This is a genomic window from Pseudotamlana haliotis, from assembly GCF_008806375.1.
Taxonomy (GTDB): domain Bacteria; phylum Bacteroidota; class Bacteroidia; order Flavobacteriales; family Flavobacteriaceae; genus Pseudotamlana; species Pseudotamlana haliotis.
Genome location: NZ_WAAT01000044.1, coordinates 174,760 through 200,201, shown reverse-complemented (window position 1 = coordinate 200,201; position 25,442 = coordinate 174,760). Strand labels below are relative to the sequence as shown.

Sequence of the window (25,442 nt, the reverse complement as noted above, 5' to 3'; positions counted from 1 at the left end):
AGAATCAAATGGCAAAGGACAATAAAAAACCAAAAGACAAAAAACCAAAATTTAGTCCGTATTGGGTTTACGGCGCATTAATAGCTTTATTTTTAGGATTTCAATTATTTAGTGGAGAAAGCTATGAAGGCGGTAATACAACAACCCCTCAAGAATTCTTTCAGTATTTAAAGGATGGTGATGTAGCACGCGTAAACATTGTAAAAAATACACGTGTAGCAAAGGTTTACCTAACTTCTGAAGCATTAACTAAGGAAGAACACAAAGGAGCAAAACCTCAATCGATTATTCCTTCGGCAACCGAACTACCGAATTATAAATTTGAATTTGGTGACCTTCAGAATTTTGAAAATGAACTGAACGAAAACATTAAAGATCTTCCAACAGAACCAGATGTTAGCTATTCTACAGAAACCAATGACTTAGGAAACCTTTTAATGGGTATCCTACCTTTTATTTTACTTATTGGAGTTTGGATTTTTATCATGAGACGTATGTCTGGTGGTGCTGGTGGCGGTGCTGGTGGTCAAATTTTTAACATCGGAAAATCGAAAGCAAAACTTTTTGACGAAAAAACAGAAGTTAAGACAACTTTTAAAGATGTTGCCGGATTAGAAGGTGCTAAAGAAGAAGTACAAGAGATTGTAGATTTCTTAAAATTCCCTGAAAAATATACCACTTTAGGTGGTAAAATTCCGAAAGGCGCCTTACTTGTAGGCCCTCCAGGAACTGGTAAAACATTATTAGCTAAAGCCGTTGCCGGTGAAGCTAAAGTGCCTTTCTTCTCGTTATCTGGTTCAGATTTTGTTGAAATGTTTGTTGGTGTGGGAGCTTCTCGTGTTAGAGATTTATTCAAACAAGCTAAAGAAAAATCACCATCTATCATTTTTATTGATGAAATTGATGCCATAGGTCGCGCCAGAGGCAAAAACGCCATGTCTGGAAGTAACGATGAACGTGAAAACACATTAAATCAGTTATTAACTGAAATGGATGGTTTTGGCACAAACACCAATGTGATTGTAATTGCCGCAACCAATAGAGCCGACATTTTAGATAAAGCCTTGATGCGTGCTGGTCGTTTTGACAGACAAATATTTGTTGATTTACCAGACGTAAGAGAGCGTGAAGAAATATTTGAAGTCCACCTAAGACCACTGAAAAAAGCTGAAAACTTAGATTTAGACTTCCTTTCTAAACAAACACCTGGATTTTCTGGTGCCGATATTGCTAATGTTTGTAACGAAGCCGCTTTAATTGCAGCGAGAAACAACAAGAAAGCTGTAGATAAACAAGATTTCTTAGACGCCGTAGATAGAATTATTGGTGGATTAGAAAAGAAAAATAAAATCATTACGCCAAGTGAGAAAAAAGCAGTAGCTTTTCACGAAGCTGGTCACGCCACAGTAAGTTGGATGTTAGAACACGCAGCGCCTCTAGTAAAAGTGACAATTGTACCTCGTGGACGTTCATTAGGTGCAGCTTGGTATTTACCTGAAGAACGCCTAATTGTGCGTCCGGAACAGATGTTAGACGAAATGTGTGCCGCTCTTGGTGGTCGTGCCGCTGAAAAAGTGATTTTCGACAAGATCTCAACTGGAGCATTAAGTGATTTAGAAAAAGTTACTAAACAAGCACGTGCCATGGTAACCATTTATGGTTTAAGTGATAAAGTTGGAAACTTAACCTATTATGATTCTGGTCAAAGTGATCACGGTTTCACAAAACCTTATAGTGAGGAAACCGCTGTTTTAATTGACAAGGAAATTTCTGAAATAATAGAAGAGCAATACCAACGTGCCATTAAGTTACTTGAAGAAAATAAAGACAAGTTAACTGAGCTCGCTGAAGTCCTTTTAGAAAAAGAAGTGATTTTCAAAGATAACTTGGAAAAAATATTTGGCAAACGTGCTTTCTTAAAAGAAGAAGCTATTACTTCTAAATCAGAGGTTAAAAGCACCGAAGAAGAAGCTTAAAAGCTTTTAAGCCTTAATACCTATACAAAAATCTTAAATTAATCATATGATTAGTTTAAGATTTTTTATATTTGATGACCCTCTCAACATAAATTCTTATAATAGCATTACTTAATGAATCTTTTTAGAAAAATTTTTGGTTCAAAATCTAAGCAACCTGACGAGGAGATTAAATCAGATCACAGAGGGCGCTATATGCCTGAACTAAAATTACCAATTGACGAAAGGTTTACCATAAACTTTAAAGCTAATGGCGGTAAGTTTCTATACTGTGATGATATCAATGAGGTTCAACAAAATTTAGGGCACATCATTCAAGAAAACAAATGGCAAAATGAGCCCTTACTTTTACTGGATTCAGAACTTGGAAAAAAGTTTAAAAGAATCAATCTGAACCCGACCAAAAAACTGAATGAAGCTCCATTTTTCTTAACTACATGCGAAAACTTAATTGCTAACGATGGATCTATCTTAATTTCATCAAATCAGATTTTTGAAAAAAAGCTTCTTGAATTACCTTTCAATTTTATAGTATTTGCAACTACAAGTCAATTAGTTGAAACCATTGGAGAAGGGTTAAAAGGTATCAAATCAAAAAACACCAAACAAATCCCTACCAATATTACAACCATAAAGCATTTTAAATCGGGAGATGACAACGACTTCTTAAGTTATGGCAGTAGTGCAAAAAACCTATACCTCCTACTTTTAGAAGACTTATAGAATGAAAGAAATAGTTATTCGATCCCTTTCAGGATTTCTTTATATATCCATATTACTTGTTTCACTATATTTTGAACATTTATTAATTGCATTATTCTGTATATTCGGACTAGTATGTTTAGCTGAGTTTCAAAAACTTATCCAGCTAAAAAGCAACATACCTTATATTATTTTCATCATTCTCTATATCTTCTTCGGCTATTGGCAAACCGTATTAAATACTAATGCTGGACTTATAGAAGCAACACAAATACTTTTAGTACTTTCTATTTTTGTCAACTTATTCTTAATAAAAGATCTGTTTTCTGAAAAAACAATACCCTTATTCAGTACAAAACGTTTTTTACTAACTACTTTCTACCTTTCCAGTGCTTTTGTCTTTTTAATACTAATTACGGCAAACAATCAACAGTATAATCCTAAAATTTTATTAGGTGCCTTTATATTGATTTGGGTTAATGATACATTTGCTTATCTAGTTGGAAAAAACTTAGGAAAACAAAAACTATTTGAATCCATATCTCCTAAAAAAACCGTTGAAGGTTTTCTTGGAGGGCTATTCTTTTCCTGTGTAGCAAGTTATTTTATTGCTACCTTTACCGAAACTTTAAACTCTGCAAACTGGCTTATTTTAAGCATTATTGTTAGTGTTTTTGGAACGCTGGGAGATTTGATAGAATCCAAGTTCAAAAGGCAAGCCAAAGTCAAAGATAGTGGGGTTATCATGCCAGGACACGGTGGATTATTAGATCGATTAGACAGCATTATATTTGCTGCACCATTTATATATTTATTTTTAAGAATTTTACATTATGTTTCATAAAGAAGGGTATAAAATTATATTTATAACGTTTGTAATCGTTGTAGGAGCTGCTTTAATTGCAGATAGTTTTATAGGCATAAATTGGCTAAGAACCATTGTATTGCTAGCATTAATCGTCTTTTTAGTATTGATACTACAATTCTTTAGAAACCCGAAAAGAAACACCGTATTAAATGATAATCAGGTTTTATCTCCTGTAGATGGCAAAGTGGTCGTTATTGAAGAAGTTTATGAAAAAGAATATTTCAAAGAAAAACGTCTTCAAGTGAGTGTATTTATGTCTCCAATAAATGTTCACGTCACACGTTACCCTATTGGCGGGCATGTTATCTTCAGCAAATACCATCCCGGAAAATATTTAGTAGCTTGGCACCCAAAAGCAAGTGAAGAAAACGAACGTACTACTGTTGTTGTCGAGAACCAAACTTACGGCAAAGTACTTTATCGACAAATTGCTGGAGCATTAGCCAAACGTATTGTTAACTATGCGCAATTAAACGATAAGGCCGTTCAAGGTACAGACTCAGGCTTTATTAAATTTGGGTCTCGTGTTGATTTGTTTCTACCTTTAGACACTAAAATCAATGTAGAAATCAATCAAAAAGTTCGCGGTGGTGAAACTGTCATTGCTGAATTAAAAAAATAAATGAGTAAAAGCAACTTAGATATTGAGTTTGATCAAGCAGTAGACCGTGTAAACGCTTACACGGAGCCTTTTCCTGCAGACACATTACTCAAGCTGTATGCTTATTATAAAAAAGCTACAAACGATTACGGACGTCCGAAAAGCAAAAAGCCCATCATTAATGCTTTTAAAACAAATGCCTTATTTCAAGCCAAAGGACTGACCGAAGACGAGGCTAAAAGATTGTACATCGACTTGGTTAATAACTACTTTTTATATCGTAAATAGAAAGCTCCTCTTTAGTTTATTAATAACCTTCACGAATACTTTATACTGACCACAGCAACTTTCTTTCTTTCTTTCTTTCTTTCTTTCTTTCTTTCTAAAAACATCGTAAAAAGACATTTCTAAAGTTTCGTTTACGCCAGCGTTACGTCGATTTTATTCCTAAATAAAGCAAATAACTTTTATAGCTATAATTATTCAAAAAGCATCACAGACTTCAACACTATTCCCCCTACCTTCTGCATGTACACTTAATGCTTTAAATAGCTGGAGGCTAATGCGTACAGTAAACGAATTATACAACACTTAGATGAAGTGGGGAGAACAGAATCATTTAAGCTATTCTAAATGTTCTTAATAACACCTATTTTATTTCTCATAGCAGTATAACCACAATTATGCAGAAACTTCAATATGGAAGATGCTTTAGCTCAAGCAACCAATTATTAGCTCCATTTACCGCCTATATACTCTCGGAAAGAAAAAACAATAAAAAGCTACTTCACAAAACTATAAAGCATAAAAAAAGGGCCTTCAGAAGAAGGCCCTTTTTTAAAACATTTATTGGTTTAAAATACTATTCCCAAACTAATTCGTAATCAGTTCTACGGTTTTCTCTGTGTTCTTCTTTAGTACACTTAACACCATCAGAACATCCATTATTTAACTGAGTTTCACCGAATCCTTCAGCAACAAATCTAGATCTATCGATACCGTGAGTTACTGCATAATCTACGATACTCTTAGATCTCTTCTGAGAAAGCTGTAGGTTATAATCTTTCGCTCCTCTACTATCTGCATGAGATTTAATATCTAAAATAGCTGTTGGGTATTTATTCATGAATACTACAAGTTCATCAACGATATCTTGGTCTTCAGATGTTAAAGTTGAAGAATCAAAATCGTAGTACACACGACGTACTTCACTTAAATCAGAAGTCATTTGTTCACGTAATACAGCTTCTTGATCAACTTGTGGTTCTGGAGTTGGCTCTGGAGTTGGAGTTGGCTCAACAACAGGCTCTGGCTCGGGCTCTGGTGCTTGCTCTACAACTGGTGCAGGAGCAGGTTTCTTCTTCTTACCAAATGGTTTAAACACAACACCAATAGCGTGTTGAATATGGTTATCACCTTTATTATCTTCGTTGATTCCCCATTTACCCATAGTGTTTAAGTTGATCGCCCAGTTTTTTTGTTTCCCTAACCAAAAGTTAGCACCAGCACCAGCATTAAAAGTAAGAACCTTATCATTATTAATAGAAGAACCTCCCATACCTGCTTGTAAATAAGGATCAAACCAACCTTTTCTTGAGGTAAATTTGTCTAAACTGAAAGACACCATACCATCAACAGCCCAGTAGTCTAAATCTTCAGTTAAAACACCATATCCATCCAACACTTTACCTTCTTGTAAGGTATTAATGGTACCAATAGCTTCAACAGAAAAACCACTACGACCTAAGATATAACCAACATTTAATCGGTTAGGATAAGCTGTGTAATGCCAGTTATCACTAAAATTAAAAGGCTCACTACCTGCTGTACCTGAATCGTCAACAAAGTTATAACCTAGACCAAAATAAAATCCGCCTTCCCTTTCTCCACTAGATTGAGCAGTAACATTTGAAAGGGATCCCACGACAAGCATGAGCAAACTAAATAAGTAAAATTTTTTCATAATTAATTAATTAATATAAGTAACTGAGTATCAACAGTGAGTCTATCGAGTCAGTATTACCTGATTTGAGTATCAAATATAGAAAAACGGTAAGATTATTCACAATCAAATCGCATAAAATCTATAAAAAATTAAAAAAAAATTAAAAACAAGCCCTTAATTGCATTATTCTCTTTTTAATTCAAGATTACCAACCATTACTGAGATTAATGGGCTGAAAAATAAAAAATTGACAATCACTAAGCCTAGAGGTGCGTTCATAATTAAACTGATTTTCATCAATTTAACCTATTGATTTGTTAAGTAACACCGAATAATAAAAAGATTAACAACATCACACAAAGACACCTCATAAAAAAAGCTTTCCAAAATATGCAAAACACATATTTGAAAAGCTTTTTTTAAAAGAATTTATGCTTTTTAAATTAACCTAAACTAGCTAAACTAGACTTTAAGGTTTCTATTTTGGCCAAAGCATCCGCTTCTTTTTTCTTTTCACTGGCAACTACTTGCTCTGGTGCTCCTGCAACAAAACGCTCATTGGATAATTTTTTTTGAACAGATTTCAAAAAACCTTCGGTGTATTTTAGTTCTTCTGTAAGCTTTTTAATTTCTGCTTCCACATCAATAGCCCCAACCATTGGAATAAAATATTCATTCGATTTTACTCTAAAAGTCAAAGCGCCTTCAATAGCTTCGGTAGTCGTTTCAATAGCTTCAAGGTTTCCTAATTTTTGGATAACGCCATCAAAAGTTTTTGTGGTATTTTCATTATTTATTATAGAAAATGCAACGGCATCTTTAAAAGCGATGTTTTTCTGTTTCCTAATGTTTCTAATACCCGAAATCACTTCTGAAGCAAATTCAAATTCTGAAATCAAATGCTCATTTACAACTATATGTTTTGGCCATTTTGCTACAATTAAGGCCTCCTCAGGGGTTCTCTCTGTAATATATTGCCAAATTTCTTCGGTTAAAAACGGCATAAACGGATGTAAAACTTTTAAATTATTTTCAAAAGCTTTAATGACTGCCTGGTATGTTTTAGCATCAATAGGTTTTTGATAGGCTGGCTTAATAATTTCTAATAACCATGATGAAAAATCATCCATGATTAACTTGTACACCCCCATTAAAGCATCACTCAATCTATATTTGCTAAAGTGATCTTCAATTTCTGCTAAAGCTTTTTGAAACTTCGCTTCATACCAATCTAAGCCAACTTTTGAAGTTTCTGGTTGTGGAATAGTTTCATCAATTTCCCAACCTTGAATCAAACGGAAGGCGTTCCATATTTTATTACCAAAGGCTTTTCCTTGCTGACAAAGGGCTTCGTCAAACATCAAATCATTACCAGCCGCTGAACTCAATAACAGTCCTACACGAACCCCATCAGCACCATATTCTTCAATAAGTTTTAAGGCATCAGGAGAATTACCTAATGATTTACTCATCTTACGACGTTGCTTATCGCGAACTAAACCTGTTAGATAAACATTATTGAACGGTTTTTCATCTTTGTATTCATAACCCGAAATAATCATACGAGCTACCCAGAAGAATAAAATATCGGGCCCTGTAACTAAATCGTTAGTTGGATAATAGTATTTTATGTCTTCATTTTCTGGATATCTAATCCCGTCAAAAACAGACATGGGCCATATCCAAGATGAAAACCAAGTATCTAATGCATCTGTATCCTGACGTAAGTCTTCTGCTTTTAATTCTGAATTATCAGTAGCTGTTTTTGCTAATTCTAGTGCTTCATCAGCTGTTTCTGCTACAACAAAATCATTTTTACCATTGCCATAGAAATATGCAGGAATTTGTTGTCCCCACATGAGCTGACGAGAAATGTTCCAATCACGGATATTTTCCATCCAGTGACGGTAAGTGTTCTCAAACTTTTTAGGAAATAAGTTAATTTCTGAATCTTCACCTAAGACAGCTTCAATTGCTGGCTTTACTAATTCTTCCATTTTCAAGAACCATTGATCACTCAATCGCGGTTCGATAACAGCTTTGGTTCTTTCAGAAGTCCCAACTTTATTAATGTGAGTTTCTGTTTTTATTAAAATTCCTTTTTCTTCTAGCTCTTGAGTAATTTCTTTTCTTACCACAAAACGATCTTTACCCTCGTAATGCAATCCGAAACTATTTAAAGAAGCATCGTCATAGAAAATGTCAATAACTTCTAAATTGTGTTTGTCGCCAAGGTTTTTATCGTTTTCATCGTGAGCCGGTGTTACTTTCAAACAGCCTGTACCGAATTCTACATCGACATATTCATCTTCAATAATTGGAATAACACGGTTACAAATTGGAACAATGGCCTTTTTTCCACGTAAGTGAGAAAAACGTTCATCATTTGGGTTAATACAAATGGCTGTATCTCCAAAAATAGTTTCAGGTCTTGTAGTTGCAATAGTTAGAGTGTCATCACTACCTTCAATTTTATACTCTAAATAATATAAATTCCCCTGACGTTCCTCATGGATCACCTCCTCGTCAGAAAGTGTTGTTTTAGCTTCTGGATCCCAGTTAACCATACGGTAACCACGATAAATCAATCCTTTTTGATATAAATCAACAAAAACTTTAATCACTGATTCACTCATCTCTGGATCCATGGTGAATTTAGTGCGCTCCCAATCACAAGAACAACCTAGTTTTTTCAGCTGCTCTAAAATCACACCACCATACTCATGGGTCCAATCCCAAGCGTGCTCTAAAAACTCTTCTCTAGTTAGACTGTTTTTATCAATGCCTTGTTCTTTAAGCCTGGCTACCACTTTAGCCTCAGTAGCAATAGAGGCATGATCGGTTCCAGGTACCCAACAGGCGTTTTTACCTAATAAACGTGCACGACGGATTAATACATCTTGAATGGTATTATTAAGCATGTGTCCCATATGCAAGACCCCTGTAACATTTGGTGGCGGAATCACAATAGTATAAGGCTCTCTTTCATCAGGTTCTGAGTGAAAATAATTATGTTTCATCCAGTAGTTGTACCACTTATCTTCTACTTGACGGGCATCATATTTTGATGGAATTTGCATGCTTTGGAATAATTTTTGAATAATAAAGTGCAAAAGTACTTATATTTCTTTTTCTGTGAAACTATATTATGAATTCATAACATAGCGTAGTCTTGATATTTTAACATTATAATAGGACCTTTTTTCGATCTGATCCGTACATTTGAATATCAATACTAGGTTAACAAACAAGTATTACATCTTTTATTTTTGCAGATTATCGGAAAAGTAAGTATGTTTGAGGGCTAATTCCAGATTCTAACAAGCTTTATTTCTTGACAGAATCATTAAAAAAGAAACATCAAAACTATAAAATAATGAAGTCATTAATTACAATTTTATTTATCGGATTAATTAGCTTATCGGTGAATGCACAAGCTAAAATCAAGTTTGAATCAGATACTATAGATTATGGAACCATAGAAAAAGGGGCAGACGGTGTTCGTGTGTTTAAATTCACAAACACTGGAGATGAACCACTTATCATTTCTAAAGTGTCATCAAGTTGTGGATGTACTATTCCTAAAAAACCTGAAGGACCTATTTTACCAGGAAAACAAGGAAAAATAGAAGTTAAATATGACACCAACAGAGTGAACCCAATTAGAAAAACGATTACGGTTATTTCTAATGCCGAGACACCAACAGTCGCACTAAAAATTAAAGGTCTTGTTGTTGAAAAAGCCGGTGTTATGGATAAAAAAGATAAAAGCGTAATGGAATAAAAAAACCATTTCTTTTCATAAAACACAAAAAGGCTTAAACAAACGTTTAAGCCTTTTTCATTTACAGGCCTACTCTAAAACAAATTAACAAAAGATTGGGCTATTTCTTAGAAAACTATTCAATTGCTTAAGTATACCTTCATATTTAAAGCTGTTTATTGAAAAACTTCATATAATTTTCTCAACTTTACACCCTAAAATTTAATAAATGCCAACCATTTCTAAAAAAGGCCACAAAATGCCTGCCTCTCCTATTCGTAAACTGGTCCCTTATGCGGAACAAGCTATAGAAGACGGAAAGCACATTTACTATTTAAACATCGGGCAACCAGATATCAAAACTCCTGAAGTTGCCATAAATGCCGTTAAAAATAGTAACATTGATATTTTATCCTATTCTAGATCTCAAGGTTCTGAAACGTATAGAAAAAAGTTAGCTGCCTACTATAACAAGCATGACATTACCGTCATTCATGAAGATATCATTGTAACCACAGGAGCAAGCGAAGCTTTACAATTTTTATTTAGTAGCATTATGGATCCCGAAGATGAAGTGATCATCTCTGAACCATTTTATGCCAATTACATTGCATTTTCTACAGCAACAGGAGTCAACGTGGTTCCTGCGATTTGTAGTATCGATGATAATTTTGCACTACCATCCATTGAAACTTTTGAGAGTTTAATTACACCAAAAACTAAGGCTATATTAATTTGTAATCCTGGAAACCCTACAGGAACTTTATATTCTAAAGAAGAAATAGAACAACTTGCAGCCTTAGCCATAAAACATGATTTGTTTTTGGTTGCCGATGAAGTATACCGTGAGTTTATTTACGACGGAGAAACCCACTACTCCATTATGCAAGTAGATGGTATTGAACAACACGCCGTTATTATTGATTCGGTTTCTAAACGCTACAGCATGTGTGGTGCACGCGTAGGCTTTTTAGTATCTAAAAACAAAATGGTTATGGAAACCGTTTTGAAATTTGCTCAAGCAAGATTAAGTCCGCCAACATTCGCACAAATTGCAAGCGAAGCTGCGTTAGATACACCGCAAAGTTATTTTGATGAAGTCATTCATGAATATGTAGAGCGCCGTAATATTCTTATTGCAGAATTACAAAAAATAGAAGGCATTAAAGTTGCCAAACCGAAAGGCGCATTTTACTGCATAGTAGAATTACCAGTAAAAAACACCGATAAGTTCGCGCAATGGCTTTTAGAGAAATTTGATATAGACGGAGAAACTATTATGGTAGCCCCGGCAAACGGATTTTACTCTACACCAGATGTTGGATTAAACCAAATAAGAATTGCTTACGTACTTAACAAAGAAAGCTTAATAAAAGCAGTTCATATATTAAAGGAGGCCTTAAAAATTTATAAAGACTAATTACTGTGCAGATCGAACAAAATACATCCTTAAAACCATTTAACACCTTTGGTATTGATGCTAAAGCCAAACATTTTGTTTCGGTAGATGATATTGAAGAACTTAAAAAAGTACTTTCTTTAGAAGACTATCCTAACAAGCTTATTTTAGGTGGTGGCAGCAACATGTTACTCACTAAAGATTTTGAAGGACTCGTTATCAAGTTAGGATTTAAAGGTATTGAAGTCATTGCTGAAGATGATGAGTTTGTTACTGTAAAAGTACAAGCGGGTGAAGTCTGGCATGACTTTGTACTTTGGACAATAAACAATGATTTCGGTGGTATTGAGAATTTATCGCTAATACCTGGAAATGTAGGCACAGCACCCATTCAAAACATTGGTGCCTATGGGGTAGAATTAAAAGATAGTTTTGAATCTTGTGAAGCCATTTCTATAGCGTCAAAAGACATGCACAGCTTCCGTAAAGAAGACTGTCATTTTGGCTACAGAAACTCCATTTTCAAACAAGAAGCGAAAGGAAAATATATTATCACTAGCGTAAACTTTAAGCTCACTAAGAAAAATCATAAGCAGCATGTACATTATGGTGCTATCGCTTCAGAACTAGAAAAAGAAGGCATTAGTACGCCAACCATTCAAGATATTTCTAAGGCCGTTATTTCTATTCGCCAAAGCAAACTTCCTGACCCTAAAGTTATAGGAAACTGTGGTAGTTTTTTTAAAAACCCCGTGATTTCCAAAAAAGCTTACGAGCAACTGACTGAAAACTTTCCAGACATGCCGTCTTATCCGGTTTCAGACGATGATGTTAAAGTTCCTGCGGGATGGTTAATTGAAAAAGCAGGATTTAAAGGAAAAACATTCGGTCATTACGGTGTGCATAAAAATCAAGCCTTAGTTCTAGTGAATTATGGAGGTGCCACTGGTGAAGAGATTTTAAACCTTTCACAACTGATTCAGAAAACAGTAAACCAACTTTTTGGTATTGCTATTGAAGCGGAAGTAAATATCTTATAATAAAAAAGAAATTTCTAACTTTGCGGGCTTGCTACTGTCGCAAGTTTTATATAAACTGCTTATAATTTGGTTTCAGCAATAGAAAAAGAAATAGTCAGTCTCCTTCAAAAAGAAGATAAAAAGGCCATTAGTTTACTTTATGAAAACTATGCCGATGCGCTCTATGGGGTAATCAGAAAGGTCATTACCGATGAAGATCTCGCCCAAGATGTCCTGCAAGAAACCTTTGTAAAAATTTGGAGATACGCCAAAAAATATGATGCTTCTAAAGCAAAACTATTTACTTGGCTTTACCGCATCGCCTATAATACGGCCATAGACAAAATTAGATCTCAAAAAAATAAAATAAACAATGAAGTCCAGATGGAGACTTCAACCGTATATAAAGTGACATCCAACGAACTCAATCAGGATGTTTTAGATATCAAAAAACATCTAAGCAGCTTAGATGAAAAATATCAAATAGTGATTAATGCCCTCTTTTTTGAAGGCATGACGCAGCAAGAAGCTAGCGATGAATTAGACATTCCATTAGGAACAATAAAGTCAAGATTAAAAATTGGGTTACGTGAATTGAAAAAAATTTACCACCCTTAAATACATTTAAGTCATGAATGAGAAAGTACATACTTTTTTAAATTCTGGCCTTCTAGATAAATATTTACTAGGAGCAACTACTTCTGAAGAAACCCAACATGTGGAATCTTACATCTCTCGATTTCCAGAAGTACAGAACGCATACAACACGCTTCAATCTAACCTTGAAATCGTAGCTAAAAGCCAAGCGGTTGAAGCTCCAAAAATGGTTTTAGATCATATTTTAGATGAGTTAGATGAGAAACCAGTGATTGCACTAAAGCCGCAAAAAGCTTACAAAAAATGGTATAAATTGAGCATTGCAGCTAGTTTAGTCGCTATGCTTTTTGCTGGAACATCATATATCTTTTACTCTCAAAATCAACAACTAGCCGAAGAAAACCAAGTTGTTGTTGAAGAGATTTTTGATTTAAGAAGTGATATTGACAAGCACAACGAAATGCTTGACAGCATGATGAGGCAGCTTTTAAAACTTAACAATCCTGAAACTCAAAAATATATCATTACAGGTAACGATCGTGCAAAAGATTTAAAAACAGTAGCCTATATCAACTCTAAAGAAAAAACATCGATGATTGACGTGGTTTCCTTACCGCAACTACCTGAAGAACAGTGCTACCAAATTTGGGCAGACTTACAAGGTAAAATGGTGAACTTAGGTATTTTAGATAAGGCTGATAGAAAATTACGAAATATCCCTTACATGGAAGATGTTCAAGGTTTAAGCATTACCATCGAACATAAAGGCGGTGCTAACGTCGCTTCAAAAGAAAATTCAGTAGCAGAAATTAGTTTACATTAATCCAGTATTCAACTAATAACAAAAAAAGCCTCGTTTCAATTGAAACGAGGCTTTTTTATGACATATATCTTGAATTCAAATTATTCTTTATCAAACAAAGCTTTGTGAATCAAACCAGCCACAATAGCACCAGCAATTGGAGCTACCCAGAACAACCAAAGCTGACTTACATAACCTCCACCAGCAAACAAGGCCTGACTTGTAGAACGCGCAGGATTAACCGATGTATTGCTAATAGGAATACTTATCAAGTGAATCAAAGTCAAACCTAAACCAATAGCAATAGGTGCAAAACCTTTAGGCGCTCTTTCATTCGTGCTTCCTAAAATAATTAGCAAGAAAAACATGGTGAGTAAAAACTCAGCCAATAAAGCTGAAGTCATGGAATAACCTCCTGGAGACAATTCACCAAAGCCATTGGCAGCAAAGGCTCCCGCCTGAGAACTATCAATAACAAAGCCTCCTTTACCAGAAGCTATAAGATACAATGCCCCTGCAGCTACAAGACCACCAACCAACTGTGCTATAATATATCCTATTAAATCTTTCCCATCGAATTTTCCTCCTGCCCACAGTCCGAAAGACACGGCCGGATTAAAATGTCCGCCAGAAATATGGCCTACAGCAAATGCCATGGTTAACACCGTTAAACCAAAGGCTAAAGACACCCCAGCAAAACCAATACCCAATTCGGGAATACCTGCCGCATAAAGCGCACTACCGCAACCTCCAAAAACGAGCCAAAAGGTCCCAAAAAACTCTGCAAATATTTTTTTCATAATTATAATATTAAATCGATTAGTAAATTAAATGTACGAATAAATACCAAATAAGACGTTAAAGTTTTTGTGGCCACAGGCCTTTTTAAAGGGCTTTGTATTTCAGAAATATCAAAAAACATTATCTTTGCAGAAACAATTACAGCATACAAATGAAACTTTTCTTTATAACTATTGGCCTTTTAGCACTTGGCATTGCAGGTATTGCCATAAAAATTTGGGCAAAAAAGGACGGCAAATTCGCTGGCACCTGTGCAAGCCAGAATCCTATGCTTAATAAAGAAGGAGAATCTTGTGGTTTCTGCGGAAAAACGCCAGATCAATATAGTGATTGTAATGAACCAGCACACTCCTAAGTAACCTATGCCTTTATTGGATTTTGTTATGTATACCTTTTTGGTTGTAGTTGGTATACAGGTTATATTCTATGTCCTATTCTATTCTAGGTTTGCTTTCTCAAAACAGCAACGAACCACTCAAAATGTAGTTCCGGTTTCGGTCATTATATGCGCCAAAAATGAAGCCGAAAACTTAAAAACGTTTTTACCTTCAGTTTGCGCTCAAAATCACCCGAATTTTGAAATTGTCCTGATAAACGATAGTTCGACCGATGACACGCTAGATATCATGGAAGAATTCAAGGCAACATATCCAAACATTAAACTTGTTAATGTTAAAAGCATAGAAGCCTTCTGGGGGAATAAAAAATACGCCTTAACCTTAGGCATAAAAGCTGCTACTCACGAGTATTTACTGTTTACTGATGCCGACTGTAAGCCCCTTTCTGAAAATTGGGTTTCAGAGATGACGGCACATTTTTCACAATCAAAATCGGTGATTTTAGGTTATGGAGCCTACGCTAAAATTAAAAACTCGTTTTTAGATAAATTAATTCGGTTTGAAACATTAGTAACAGCTACAAATTATTTCTCATTTGCCTTAGCGGGCATGCCATACATGGGTGTAGGTCGAAATTTAGCCTACACAAGAAAGGAATTTTTTGATGCCAATGGTTTTATTAATCATATTAAAGTACGATCTGGAGATGATGATTTATTTGTGAATCAAGTCGCAACCAAATCCAACACAGTTTGCCAATATTCTGCAGCAAGCTTTACAGAATCTGTCCCTGAGCAAACCTTTCATGATTGGTACAGACAAAAGCGCCGTCATGTTTCAACTGCAAAACTTTACAAAACGCCTCATAAGGTTTTACTAGCCGCATTATACATCAGTAATTTTATGTTTTGGCTATTAGCCATCCTATTATTAGCCACACAATATCAATGGAAAATTGTACTAGGCGCATTTTTATTACGTATAATCATGCAATACATCATTTTGGGCGTCTCTGCTAAAAAATTAAAGGAAACCGATTTAATCTTCTTTTTTCCTTTCATAGAATGCTTCTTAATCCTAATGCAATTATTTATCTTTATCAATAATATCATCTCAAAACCCAAACATTGGAATTAGATAAAGCTATTAAAAATGCCAAAACGAATGACCAAAAGGCCTTCAACTACCTCTTGGATTTATATTGGGATGACGTTTATGGTTTTCAGCTCAAACGCACGAAAAACGAGAATGATGCCGAGGATATTACCATTCAAACCTTTTCAAAAGCCTTTGATCGCATAGAAACTTTTAAAGAAGAATACACCTTTAAAACCTGGTTAATTACCATTTCAAAAAACATTCATATTGATTTGCTTCGGAAGGAAAAAAACTCCATTTCACAAGTCATTCTTAAAAACAACCGTGAAGTCTACGATATTTTAGACGAGTCGCCTTCACCGGAAGACGAACTCATCACAGAGCAACACCTAGCCAAATTACTACGTGATATAAAAAAGCTTAAACCACATTATCAGGAAATTATCAATTTACGTTTTTTTCAGGAATTGAGTTACAAAGAAATTTCTCAAGAACTCAACGAACCTATAAATAATGTCAAAGTCAAACTGCTTAGAGCTAAAAAACTCTTAACAGAAATTATTCAAAAAAAGTAGTTCTCTGCGTCAGTTTAAACGTAACACTTTACTCGTAACTCATCGCTATATCGGCTTAATTTAAAAGAATACTTTGTATCTTTGCAATCTATTTTTTCAGATTATGAACAGCGAAACAACTTCAAATATATTACCAGAACGCAGTCCGAAACCAAAATGGCTTCGTGTTAAACTCCCTACTGGGAAAAAGTACACCGAGTTAAGAGGTTTAGTTGATAAATACAAATTAAACACGATTTGTACTTCGGGAAGCTGCCCAAATATGGGTGAGTGCTGGGGAGAAGGTACAGCCACTTTTATGATTTTAGGAAATGTTTGCACCCGTTCTTGTGGTTTTTGTGGTGTTAAAACAGGGCGCCCAGAAACTGTAGATTGGGATGAACCAGAAAAAGTAGCACGTTCTATTAAAATCATGAGTATCAAGCATGCGGTTTTAACCAGTGTAGATCGTGATGATTTAAAAGATATGGGAAGCATCATGTGGGCCGAAACGGTAAAAGCCGTACGCCGTATGAACCCAGAAACAACCCTAGAAACACTTATCCCGGATTTTCAAGGTATGGAAAAGCATATTGATAGAATTATTGATGTGGCTCCAGAAGTCGTTTCTCATAATATTGAAACCGTACGCCGCTTAACTCGTGATGTTAGAATTCAAGCCCAATACGACCGTAGTATGGGGGTTTTAAAATACTTAAAACAACAAGGCCAGCGCAGAACAAAATCTGGAATCATGCTAGGTTTAGGTGAAACCCGAGAAGAAGTTATTCAAACCCTTCATGACCTTAAAGAACATGATGTAGATGTGGTAACTATTGGTCAATACCTTCAACCGTCTAAAAAACATCTTCCTGTGAAGAAATTTATCAACCCTGATGAATTTAAGGAATTTGAAGACATCGGATTAGAATTAGGTTTCCGTCATGTAGAAAGCAGCGCCTTAGTAAGATCTTCTTATAAAGCACAAAAACATATTAATTAGGCATGATACGTGTCGCCATTAATGGTTTTGGTAGAATTGGCAGACGTGTTTTTCGATTGCTTCAAGCTTACAACCATATTGAAGTTGTTGCTATAAACGATTTAGCTGATGCTAAAACTTTAACGCATTTATTAAAATACGATAGCGTTCATGGTGTTTTAAGTGGTGATTTTTCTTCTGATGAACATCATATCATTTATAATGGCAGAGCTATTCCGCTATTAAGCGAAAAACACCCAAAAACCATTGACTGGAGTCCTTATGATATCGATTTTGTTATCGAATCCACAGGAAAATTCAAAAGTAAATCAGAAATTAATCATCATATTACTAATGGGGCTAAACGCGTTATTTTAAGTGTTCCTCCGGTTGAAGACGATATAAAAACCATCGTTTTAGGTGTTAATAACCACACAATAGATGGCTCTGAAACCATCATTTCAAATGCTTCGTGTACCACAAACAATGCCGCGCCCATGATAGACATTATCAATACCCTTTGTGGTATCGATCAGGCCTATATTACTACGGTACACTCCTACACTACCGATCAAAGTTTACACGATGTACCGCATCGCGATTTACGACGCTCTAGAGCCGCTGCACAATCTATAGTTCCAACCACTACGGGAGCAGCAAAAGCACTGACTAAAATATTCCCAGAGCTTTCTGATGTTATAGGAGGTTGTGGCATTCGTGTTCCAGTCATTAACGGCTCACTTACAGACATCACCTTAAACGTAAAAAAAACGGTAACTCTGGAACAGGTTAACGCAGCGTTTAAAGAAGCTTCCCAAAACCAATACAAGGATATTTTAGAGTATACCGAAGACCCCATAGTTTCTATTGACATTATTGGAAATACGCATTCCTGTATTTTTGATGCACAAATGACTTCGGTAATCGGAAATATGGTTAAAATCATTGGATGGTATGACAATGAATCTGGCTATTCCAAACGAATAATTGATTTAATTTGTTATTTGTCGGAAAAAGAAACCCTAAATCACTAAAAAGTTTATATTTGTTGGCAACACCAACAGCATGACAAAACTTAAGACATACTTATTTTTTATAGTATGGCTCATAATGGCCACGACTTCGGCTCAAGTTAAAATTGAGCAAGATCCGGAAATCGTTCAAAATAACATTAATTACCGTATTGTTCAGTCTCAAACCGAACTAGAAAGTTACCATTATTACAATGCCCAGAAAAACCTAGACGAGGCACTAGAACTTGCCGAAAAAGTAGGCAATAAAAAAAGTGTTGGCGTTATCTACGCTCTAAAAGGCCGCCTTCAACTTATCATCCAACAAGAAGACAAAGCCCTAAAATCATTAAACAAAGCCATTGAAATACAACGTATTATCAATGACAATAAAAACTTAGGTGCTTCGTATAAACTATATGGCGATGTTTATTTTGCAAAACAAGATTACTATGCTGCCTTAGATTCGTATACGGCTGCTAAATCAAAATTTGAAGAAGAAAATCTTAACGAAGAGCTTGCAGAAACACTATTACACGAAGGAAAGGTCTATTTTCAACTAAAGAATTATCAAAAATCTAGAGATGTTACCGAACAAGCTTTAGCCATAGCTATTAACTACGACTATTTTAAAATACAAAGTGAAGCGTTAAACAATCACGCTATTATTTATAGTAAACTTGGTAATACTGAAAAAGCCATTGTTTCAGGGTTAGAAGGTTTAAGTATTGCTAACAAACACAAATTCACAAACGTCACGAACGATAGCTACTTAATTATTAGCGACTTATACAACAACATTGGAAACTATAAACTCTCAAGAAAATACCTAAAAGACCACTTAAAAATTTCAGATTCTATTCGCGGGTTAAATCGTATTTATTCGCCTAACAATCAAGAAACTCAGTATCTATTAAACGAAGAAATCGAGAAGAACAATGCCATTGTTGAGAAGTTAGAAAAGGCTGAAGAAGACAAAAATCTAGGAACGCTTATTTCTATTTTAAGTGTAGCCTTAATTACCATTTTATCACTGTTAACCTTATCATTATATAAGAACAATAACATTAGGTTAAAAACAAACACTATGCTTCATAAGAAGAATGGTGAATTAATTATAGCTAAAGAAAAAGCCGAACTAGCCTCAAAAACCAAGGCCAATTTCCTATCTACGGTTACGCACGAATTACGAACACCTCTGTACGCGGTTACGGGACTGAGTAATATGCTTCTAGAAGAAGATCCTAAACCTGAACAAATACCGCATTTAAAATCTCTAAAATTCTCTGGTGATTATTTATTAACCTTTATAAACGATATTCTTCAAATTAATAAAATTGAAGCCAATAAGGTTGATATAGAACCTGAACCTTTCAATTTAAAGAAGAAAATCACTAATATTATCTTGGCATTGAATAATTCGGCTGAAGATAATGACATCAAAATGCACATCGAATACGAGCCTGGTCTCACTGAAAACTTCATTGCCGATCAGCTTAAAATCTCACAAATACTCATCAATTTAATAGGAAACTCTATCAAGTTTACCAAAAAAGGAGATATTTGGATTCGCGTTTATCAAATAGACCAAAAAGATAAAATCTATACCTTACGTTTTGAAATTGAAGATAACGGAATTGGAATTAGCCAAGAGAAACAAGACCACATGTTTGAAAGTTTTTCTCAAGGCTCCATTCAGATTAACCGAAAATATGGTGGCACTGGCTTAGGATTATCTATTGTAAAAGGACTTGTTGATATTTTAAAAGGAAAAATTTACGTAAAAAGTGAATTAAATAAAGGCACGACGTTTTTCTTTGAAATCCCACTAGAATACACCACTGTTGAAGAAGCACTAGAGGGTAAAATGAATTATTTCGATGGTGATAAATCAGATTTAGACCTATCAAAAGTGAAAATTCTCGTTGTTGAAGACAATAAGATTAATCAAATGATCACCAAAAAGATTCTTTCTAAAATGGAACTCAATTGCGACATTATTGACAATGGAGAGGACGCCGTTCAAATGATAAAAAACAACGATTACAACATCATTTTGATGGATATTCACATGCCAGGAATTAGTGGGATTGAAGCGACCAAACAAATACGTGCTTTCAACAAAGAACTCACCATTTTTGCGCTTACCGCGGTTACTATTGAAGATAAAATGCAAGAATTTGAAGATGCTGGTTTTACCGATATTATTCCGAAACCATTCAAACAAGATGAGTTTGAGAAAAAGCTTTATAATGCATTAGCTCCTAAGCAAAAATCTTCTACTAACGCTTAACCTTATCTTTAATCAAATCATTAAAAGCTTCTGCTTTATCAATTTGAACCGAAATTGGCAAGTAAAACAGTTTGTCTTTTAAAACCCTGTATTGCTTCAAACGCATATAATCTTTTTCGGTTGTTACAATACATGATTTCCCTGACAGCAGTGCGATATCTTTTTCAGAAAAATCATGATGATCTTTAAAGTTTAAATGCTCAAATTTCAATTGTTTTTCATTCAAATAATCTACCAAAGGCGTCGCGTTTGCAATGCCTGTCACTAATGTAAACACTTTCAAATCATCAATATTATGTGAAGTACTTTCAGTATATAGTGTTTCAGAATACACTATGGAGCTAAAAAACACCGCTTGATCTTCAGTAGGCTTAATGCGTTTAATTATAGCTTGCTTACTTTCTTCATTCAAGTCTAATGGACACTTAGTCACAACAATACAATTAGCACGTTTAGCACCGCTTCGAGGCTCTCTTAAATCGCCTGTAGGCAATACGATATCGTTATAATACGGATTCGAATAAGTAGTTAACATCACATTAAACCCCGCTTGTACTTTACGGTGTTGGAAAGCATCATCTAATAAAATAACCTCCGGTTTATCTACTAAATTTCTTAATTCAGAAATACCATTTCTTCTATCAGAATCTACCGCCACTTTAACCGTCTCTTGAAATTTATTATAAAATTGAAAAGGTTCATCACCAATACTCTCAGCCATTGCATGGGCATCAGCCAAAACAAAGCCTTCTGTTTTACGTTTATAACCTCTACTTAGTGTCGCTAGTTTATGATCATCTTTTAGGAGGCGTACCAAATATTCAATCATTGGTGTTTTTCCGGTACCTCCTGCACTCAAATTCCCAACACAAATCACAGGAAAATCATAAGATTCCGATGGCTTTAAACCCATGTCATATAATTTATTGCGCAGCCAAGTCACCATAAAGTAAATGGGAACTACAGGAACTAAAAGGTATCTTAAAATTTTCATCGCAACGAAAATATAATATTTATATTTGTTATAACATTTCTAGTTTAAAATTACTACAAAAGATAATAGCCTATCCCGTCTTTTAGGGAATGTTTTTTTGTTTTATTGAAAGCCAAAAAGTGCATTTTTAAAGTAATATTAAATGAGAGGTGGTATTAAAAACCAATAGTTACAAATTACATGATTATACAAGATGTCATAAATCATTTAGAAACCCTTGCTCCTTTAGCTTACGCCGAAGACTTTGATAACGTCGGACTATTAGTAGGTGATAAAAAAGCAAAACTCACTGGGGTTTTGGTGACTCTAGATACTTTAGAAGCTGTTGTTGACGAAGCCATTGCTGAAAAATGTAATATGATCGTCAGTTTCCACCCTATTATTTTCAAAGGCCTTAAAAAAATCACTGGCAAAAACTATGTAGAACGTGTAGTTTTAAAAGCCATAAAGCATGACATTGCCATTTACAGCATGCATACCGCCTTAGACAACGCACTTTCTGGTGTGAATGACATGATCTGTAACCAATTAAACCTTACCAATAAAAATATTTTAATTCCGCAAAGCGGCACCGTAAAAAAACTAGTGACTTATGTTCCAAAGTATGAAGCACATTTAGTACGTAGTGCCTTATTTGAAATTGGAGCAGGAAGTATTGGAAACTATGATAACTGTAGTTTTAATGTAGAAGGCTACGGTACCTACAACGGCAATGAAGATTCTAACCCAACTCTAGGCGAAAAAGGGCAAACACATACCGAAGAAGAAACCAAAATATCAGTAACTTTTGCTAAACACTTAGAATCAAAAGTATTACACACTCTTTTTGACACTCATTCATACGAAGAAGTGGCCTATGAAATCACTACACTTGAAAACAGAAACCAACACGTGGGCATTGGTATGGTTGGAGAACTAGAAACAGCCATGGATGAAAATGACTTTCTAAGTTACGTAAAAGAAAAGATGCAAACCCAAGCCATTCGTCATTCAGCTTTTTTAAATAAAAAAATAAAGAAAGTAGCAGTTTTAGGTGGCTCAGGAAGCTTTGCTATTTCTGCTGCTAAAGCTGCTGGTGCTGATGCCTTTATAACAGCAGACCTCAAATATCATGATTTTTTTACTGCGGAAAACAACATTCTTTTAACCGATATTGGTCATTATGAAAGTGAGCAGTTCACAAAAAATCTTTTAGTAGCACATCTTAAGAAAAAAATTACTAATTTTGCAATCATTTTATCAAAGACAAATACCAATCCTGTTAAGTATTTTTAAAGTATGGCCAAAAAGAAAGAAGTAACTGTTGAAGAGCGCTTAAGAGCTTTATACGATTTACAACTCATAGATTCTCGTGTAGACGAAATAAGAAATGTTCGTGGTGAACTTCCTTTAGAAGTTCGTGATTTAGAAGATGAAGTTGCTGGATTAAACATTAGATTAGATAAACTTATTTCTAATTTAGAAGTAATTGACAACGATATCGCTGGAAAGAAAAACTTAATTGAAGAATCTAAATCTTTAATTAAAAAATATAGCGAACAACAAAAAAACGTTAGAAATAACAGAGAATTTAACTCTTTAACTAAAGAAGTTGAATTTCAAGAATTAGAAATTGAATTGGCTGAAAAGCACATCAAAGAATTCAAAGCTCAAATTGAGCAGAAGAAAGAAGTGATTGCTGAAACTAAAGACCGTTTAAAAGAACGTGAAAACCACCTGAAACATAAAAAAGGGGAATTAGATGCTATTTTAGCTGAAACTGAAAAAGAAGAGCAAGCTTTAATTCAAAAATCAGAAGAGTATAAAGATACTATCGACTCAAGATTAGTAGCTGCATATACCAGAATCAGAACGAATGTTAAGAACGGTTTAGCTGTTGTACCAATTGAAAGAGGTGCTTCAGGAGGGTCTTTCTTTACAATTCCACCACAAGTACAAGTTGAAATTGCTTCTCGTAAAAAAGTAATTACTGATGAGCACAGTGGTCGTATTTTAGTTGATGCTGCTTTAGCTGAAGAACAAAAAGAAAAAATGGAAAAATTGTTTTCTAAACTATAATCCATTTTTCAAACATATTTTAAAAGCCTTCACATTGTGAGGGCTTTTTTTATGGTCTTTGGTTAAGTTTTTACTGATTCTTTCGACTATTATAAAAATATTTCGCAGAGCTGTAAAGCCGCAAAGAAGCGATGTGTAAAAAAAACCTGTAAAAATCAGTTTATTCTGTGTCTAAAAAAACTAAAATGAAACAACTCGTAGCCATCGTATTCTTCACCTTAATATGTAGTTGCCAAAACACGGCACAATCACAAAAAACGCAAGAAGACGTCATAAACGCTAAACCTGTTGAAGTACCTCTAAAAAACGGTATGGCCAAAGCTTATTTTGCTAGTGGCTGCTTTTGGTGCGTTGAAACTATTTACGAAAGCGTAAAAGGTGTTAAAGAATCTATTTCTGGTTATGCTGGCGGTCATACAAAAAATCCAACTTATGCAGCAAGCAACACCGGAACCACAGGTCATGCTGAAGCTGTGGAAGTGATTTACAACCCTAAAATAGTGACTTTTGAATCCCTTGTTGATGTGTATTTTGCTTCGCAGGATGTAACACAGGTTAACGGACAAGGACCAGACAAGGGCTCACAATACCGCTCAATTATTTTTTATCAGAATGATGCACAAAAACAGATTATTCTAAATAAAAAAGAAGCCTTAGCGAAAAAATTTGATGCTAAAATTGCTGCGGAAGTTTATCCGTTTCAAAAGTTTTGGCTTGCAGAAGATTACCATCAAGATTACAAGAAACACCATCCTAATAATTCTTATATCCAGAATGTTTCTGTACCACGGTTTAATCGTTTTAAAGCGAATTTCCCGAGTGAATTATTAAAGTAAAGCTATTAAAATTCTGATTTAACTCTTAGAAAGGCCACAAATACTATCTTTGCGCAAAACTAAAAAATGAAGAACTTCTACCTAATTTTCTGCTTAACACTACTTTTTATAGCCTGTAAAAATGACCAAACACCTGAAGCTATAGCTGAAAAAATAGCGCAAGCGCACGGCTTTGAAAACTGGAAAAAAGTTTCTGAAATTCAATTTACCTTCAACGTCGATAAAGACAGCATGCATTTCGACAGAAAATGGGCTTGGAAACCAAAAACCGATCAGGTTACGCATTACAAAGGACGTGATACTATTAAGTATTTCAGATCACAAAAAGATTCGACTTTAGCACAAACTGATCGTGGTTTTATTAATGATAAGTTTTGGTTACTTATTCCGTTTCAGCTGGTTTGGGAACCTAATTTAACATTTTCAGAAATAACAAAGGTAGAAGCTCCGGTAAGTAAAACTCAACTGAATAAATTAACCATCACCTACCCCGATCAGGGCGGTTACACGCCTGGTGATGCCTACGATATTTTTTATAATGATGATTATATCATTCAGGAATGGGTTTACCGTAAAGGCAATCAAGAAAATCCTACTATGGTAAACACTTTTGAAAGTTATCAAAATTTCAACGGCCTCCATTTAGCATTAGAACACAAAAAAGAAACAGGGAATTGGAACCTCAATTTCACTGACATTAAAGTGATTACTGAATAAAATTTCAAATTAATAATCCGAAACTAGCATTTTTTCCGTATATTAAGTAAACAATTTAATATTCCGCACTTTGCGTCTATATATATTAA

24 protein-coding genes are annotated in these 25,442 nt (G+C 34.7%); 20 read left to right on the top strand and 4 right to left on the bottom strand.

The window, feature by feature from the left end:
- Window positions 1-8: 8 nt before the first annotated feature.
- The 5 genes from ftsH (at window position 9) to F6U93_RS09500 (ending at window position 4,435) form a co-directional block, all read left to right on the top strand.
- Window positions 9-1,976: an ATP-dependent zinc metalloprotease FtsH gene (gene ftsH, locus F6U93_RS09520; protein ID WP_150939180.1), complete on the top strand. Its 1,968-nt coding sequence runs from the start codon at window positions 9-11 to the stop codon at window positions 1,974-1,976.
- 114 nt (window positions 1,977-2,090) lie between these two features.
- A complete protein-coding gene (locus F6U93_RS09515; RefSeq protein ID WP_150939178.1) occupies window positions 2,091-2,699 on the top strand; it encodes an LUD domain-containing protein in 609 nt (202 codons plus the stop codon).
- Window position 2,700: 1 nt separating this feature from the next.
- On the top strand, window positions 2,701-3,522 hold the full coding sequence (locus F6U93_RS09510; protein WP_150939176.1) for a phosphatidate cytidylyltransferase: 822 nt from the start codon (window positions 2,701-2,703) through the stop codon (window positions 3,520-3,522).
- Window positions 3,512-4,168 carry a phosphatidylserine decarboxylase family protein gene (locus F6U93_RS09505; protein WP_150939174.1) on the top strand — a complete coding sequence of 219 codons (657 nt, stop codon included), beginning with the start codon at window positions 3,512-3,514 and terminating at the stop codon, window positions 4,166-4,168. The genes F6U93_RS09510 and F6U93_RS09505 overlap by 11 nt, the downstream gene beginning before the upstream one ends.
- A complete protein-coding gene (locus F6U93_RS09500) occupies window positions 4,169-4,435 on the top strand; it encodes an acyl-CoA-binding protein (protein WP_150939171.1) in 267 nt (88 codons plus the stop codon).
- 574 nt (window positions 4,436-5,009) lie between these two features.
- Here the strand turns inward: F6U93_RS09500 and F6U93_RS09495 are convergent.
- Entirely contained in the window at window positions 5,010-6,110 is a 1,101-nt protein-coding gene (locus F6U93_RS09495; protein WP_150939169.1) for an OmpA family protein, read from the bottom strand.
- A gap of 425 nt (window positions 6,111-6,535) precedes the next feature.
- Entirely contained in the window at window positions 6,536-9,172 is a 2,637-nt protein-coding gene (locus tag F6U93_RS09490; protein WP_150939167.1) for a valine--tRNA ligase, read from the bottom strand.
- 296 nt (window positions 9,173-9,468) lie between these two features.
- Between F6U93_RS09490 and F6U93_RS09485 the strand changes: the two genes are divergently transcribed.
- The 5 genes from F6U93_RS09485 to F6U93_RS09465 all read left to right on the top strand — a co-directional run bounded on the left by F6U93_RS09485 (window position 9,469) and on the right by F6U93_RS09465 (window position 13,693).
- Entirely contained in the window at window positions 9,469-9,876 is a 408-nt protein-coding gene (locus tag F6U93_RS09485) for a DUF1573 domain-containing protein (RefSeq protein WP_150939165.1), read from the top strand.
- 208 nt (window positions 9,877-10,084) lie between these two features.
- Window positions 10,085-11,275 carry a pyridoxal phosphate-dependent aminotransferase gene (locus tag F6U93_RS09480; protein WP_150939163.1) on the top strand — a complete coding sequence of 397 codons (1,191 nt, stop codon included), beginning with the start codon at window positions 10,085-10,087 and terminating at the stop codon, window positions 11,273-11,275.
- A gap of 5 nt (window positions 11,276-11,280) precedes the next feature.
- Window positions 11,281-12,294 carry a UDP-N-acetylmuramate dehydrogenase gene (murB, locus tag F6U93_RS09475; RefSeq protein WP_150939161.1) on the top strand — a complete coding sequence of 338 codons (1,014 nt, stop codon included), beginning with the start codon at window positions 11,281-11,283 and terminating at the stop codon, window positions 12,292-12,294.
- 66 nt (window positions 12,295-12,360) lie between these two features.
- Window positions 12,361-12,891 carry an RNA polymerase sigma factor gene (locus F6U93_RS09470; RefSeq protein ID WP_150939159.1) on the top strand — a complete coding sequence of 177 codons (531 nt, stop codon included), beginning with the start codon at window positions 12,361-12,363 and terminating at the stop codon, window positions 12,889-12,891.
- A 13-nt stretch (window positions 12,892-12,904) separates the two neighbouring features.
- On the top strand, window positions 12,905-13,693 hold the full coding sequence (locus F6U93_RS09465; protein WP_150939157.1) for an anti-sigma factor: 789 nt from the start codon (window positions 12,905-12,907) through the stop codon (window positions 13,691-13,693).
- 80 nt (window positions 13,694-13,773) lie between these two features.
- Here F6U93_RS09465 and aqpZ read toward each other — a convergent pair whose 3' ends face one another.
- Window positions 13,774-14,472 carry an aquaporin Z gene (aqpZ, locus tag F6U93_RS09460; RefSeq protein WP_150939156.1) on the bottom strand — a complete coding sequence of 233 codons (699 nt, stop codon included), beginning with the start codon at window positions 14,470-14,472 and terminating at the stop codon, window positions 13,774-13,776.
- Window positions 14,473-14,624: 152 nt separating this feature from the next.
- Between aqpZ and F6U93_RS09455 the strand changes: the two genes are divergently transcribed.
- The 6 genes from F6U93_RS09455 to F6U93_RS09430 all read left to right on the top strand — a co-directional run bounded on the left by F6U93_RS09455 (window position 14,625) and on the right by F6U93_RS09430 (window position 20,748).
- Complete coding sequence (locus F6U93_RS09455) at window positions 14,625-14,828, top strand: membrane or secreted protein (RefSeq protein WP_150939154.1); 204 nt, start codon at window positions 14,625-14,627, stop codon at window positions 14,826-14,828.
- Window positions 14,829-14,835: 7 nt separating this feature from the next.
- The gene (locus F6U93_RS09450; RefSeq protein WP_150939152.1) at window positions 14,836-15,948 is read left to right on the top strand and encodes a glycosyltransferase; all 1,113 of its coding nucleotides are present in this window, start codon (window positions 14,836-14,838) and stop codon (window positions 15,946-15,948) included.
- Window positions 15,939-16,484 (top strand): RNA polymerase sigma factor, encoded by a 546-nt coding sequence (locus F6U93_RS09445; protein ID WP_150939150.1) that lies wholly within the window; start codon window positions 15,939-15,941, stop codon window positions 16,482-16,484. Before F6U93_RS09450 ends, F6U93_RS09445 begins: the two co-directional genes overlap by 10 nt.
- Window positions 16,485-16,587: 103 nt before the next feature.
- The gene (lipA, locus tag F6U93_RS09440; protein WP_150939149.1) at window positions 16,588-17,466 is read left to right on the top strand and encodes a lipoyl synthase; all 879 of its coding nucleotides are present in this window, start codon (window positions 16,588-16,590) and stop codon (window positions 17,464-17,466) included.
- Between the two features lie 2 nt (window positions 17,467-17,468).
- Window positions 17,469-18,479 (top strand): type I glyceraldehyde-3-phosphate dehydrogenase, encoded by a 1,011-nt coding sequence (gene gap / locus F6U93_RS09435; protein ID WP_150939148.1) that lies wholly within the window; start codon window positions 17,469-17,471, stop codon window positions 18,477-18,479.
- Between the two features lie 31 nt (window positions 18,480-18,510).
- Complete coding sequence (locus F6U93_RS09430; RefSeq protein ID WP_150939147.1) at window positions 18,511-20,748, top strand: ATP-binding protein; 2,238 nt, start codon at window positions 18,511-18,513, stop codon at window positions 20,746-20,748.
- Here F6U93_RS09430 and lpxK read toward each other — a convergent pair.
- A complete protein-coding gene (gene lpxK / locus F6U93_RS09425) occupies window positions 20,738-21,742 on the bottom strand; it encodes a tetraacyldisaccharide 4'-kinase (RefSeq protein ID WP_150939146.1) in 1,005 nt (334 codons plus the stop codon). The genes F6U93_RS09430 and lpxK overlap by 11 nt on opposite strands.
- Before the next feature lie 180 nt (window positions 21,743-21,922).
- On the opposite strand from lpxK, the gene F6U93_RS09420 reads away from it, so the two are divergent.
- The 4 genes from F6U93_RS09420 to F6U93_RS09405 all read left to right on the top strand — a co-directional run bounded on the left by F6U93_RS09420 (window position 21,923) and on the right by F6U93_RS09405 (window position 25,353).
- Complete coding sequence (locus tag F6U93_RS09420; protein ID WP_150939145.1) at window positions 21,923-23,017, top strand: Nif3-like dinuclear metal center hexameric protein; 1,095 nt, start codon at window positions 21,923-21,925, stop codon at window positions 23,015-23,017.
- A gap of 3 nt (window positions 23,018-23,020) precedes the next feature.
- Window positions 23,021-23,800 (top strand): zinc ribbon domain-containing protein, encoded by a 780-nt coding sequence (locus F6U93_RS09415; RefSeq protein ID WP_150939144.1) that lies wholly within the window; start codon window positions 23,021-23,023, stop codon window positions 23,798-23,800.
- Between the two features lie 185 nt (window positions 23,801-23,985).
- Window positions 23,986-24,636: a peptide-methionine (S)-S-oxide reductase MsrA gene (gene msrA, locus F6U93_RS09410; RefSeq protein ID WP_150939143.1), complete on the top strand. Its 651-nt coding sequence runs from the start codon at window positions 23,986-23,988 to the stop codon at window positions 24,634-24,636.
- A 66-nt stretch (window positions 24,637-24,702) separates the two neighbouring features.
- The gene (locus F6U93_RS09405; protein ID WP_150939142.1) at window positions 24,703-25,353 is read left to right on the top strand and encodes a hypothetical protein; all 651 of its coding nucleotides are present in this window, start codon (window positions 24,703-24,705) and stop codon (window positions 25,351-25,353) included.
- Window positions 25,354-25,442: the final 89 nt, after the last annotated feature.

Coding starts and splice junctions, on each gene's coding strand:
- ftsH (WP_150939180.1), top strand. CDS start 9: ATGGCAAAGGACAATAAAAAACCAAAAGACAAAAAACCAAAATTTAGT.
- F6U93_RS09515 (WP_150939178.1), top strand. CDS start 2,091: ATGAATCTTTTTAGAAAAATTTTTGGTTCAAAATCTAAGCAACCTGAC.
- F6U93_RS09510 (WP_150939176.1), top strand. CDS start 2,701: ATGAAAGAAATAGTTATTCGATCCCTTTCAGGATTTCTTTATATATCC.
- F6U93_RS09505 (WP_150939174.1), top strand. CDS start 3,512: ATGTTTCATAAAGAAGGGTATAAAATTATATTTATAACGTTTGTAATC.
- F6U93_RS09500 (WP_150939171.1), top strand. CDS start 4,169: ATGAGTAAAAGCAACTTAGATATTGAGTTTGATCAAGCAGTAGACCGT.
- F6U93_RS09495 (WP_150939169.1), bottom strand. CDS start 6,110: ATGAAAAAATTTTACTTATTTAGTTTGCTCATGCTTGTCGTGGGATCC.
- F6U93_RS09490 (WP_150939167.1), bottom strand. CDS start 9,172: ATGCAAATTCCATCAAAATATGATGCCCGTCAAGTAGAAGATAAGTGG.
- F6U93_RS09485 (WP_150939165.1), top strand. CDS start 9,469: ATGAAGTCATTAATTACAATTTTATTTATCGGATTAATTAGCTTATCG.
- F6U93_RS09480 (WP_150939163.1), top strand. CDS start 10,085: ATGCCAACCATTTCTAAAAAAGGCCACAAAATGCCTGCCTCTCCTATT.
- F6U93_RS09465 (WP_150939157.1), top strand. CDS start 12,905: ATGAATGAGAAAGTACATACTTTTTTAAATTCTGGCCTTCTAGATAAA.
- aqpZ (WP_150939156.1), bottom strand. CDS start 14,472: ATGAAAAAAATATTTGCAGAGTTTTTTGGGACCTTTTGGCTCGTTTTT.
- F6U93_RS09455 (WP_150939154.1), top strand. CDS start 14,625: ATGAAACTTTTCTTTATAACTATTGGCCTTTTAGCACTTGGCATTGCA.
- F6U93_RS09450 (WP_150939152.1), top strand. CDS start 14,836: ATGCCTTTATTGGATTTTGTTATGTATACCTTTTTGGTTGTAGTTGGT.
- lipA (WP_150939149.1), top strand. CDS start 16,588: ATGAACAGCGAAACAACTTCAAATATATTACCAGAACGCAGTCCGAAA.
- gap (WP_150939148.1), top strand. CDS start 17,469: ATGATACGTGTCGCCATTAATGGTTTTGGTAGAATTGGCAGACGTGTT.
- F6U93_RS09430 (WP_150939147.1), top strand. CDS start 18,511: ATGACAAAACTTAAGACATACTTATTTTTTATAGTATGGCTCATAATG.
- lpxK (WP_150939146.1), bottom strand. CDS start 21,742: ATGAAAATTTTAAGATACCTTTTAGTTCCTGTAGTTCCCATTTACTTT.
- F6U93_RS09420 (WP_150939145.1), top strand. CDS start 21,923: ATGATTATACAAGATGTCATAAATCATTTAGAAACCCTTGCTCCTTTA.
- F6U93_RS09415 (WP_150939144.1), top strand. CDS start 23,021: ATGGCCAAAAAGAAAGAAGTAACTGTTGAAGAGCGCTTAAGAGCTTTA.
- msrA (WP_150939143.1), top strand. CDS start 23,986: ATGAAACAACTCGTAGCCATCGTATTCTTCACCTTAATATGTAGTTGC.
- F6U93_RS09405 (WP_150939142.1), top strand. CDS start 24,703: ATGAAGAACTTCTACCTAATTTTCTGCTTAACACTACTTTTTATAGCC.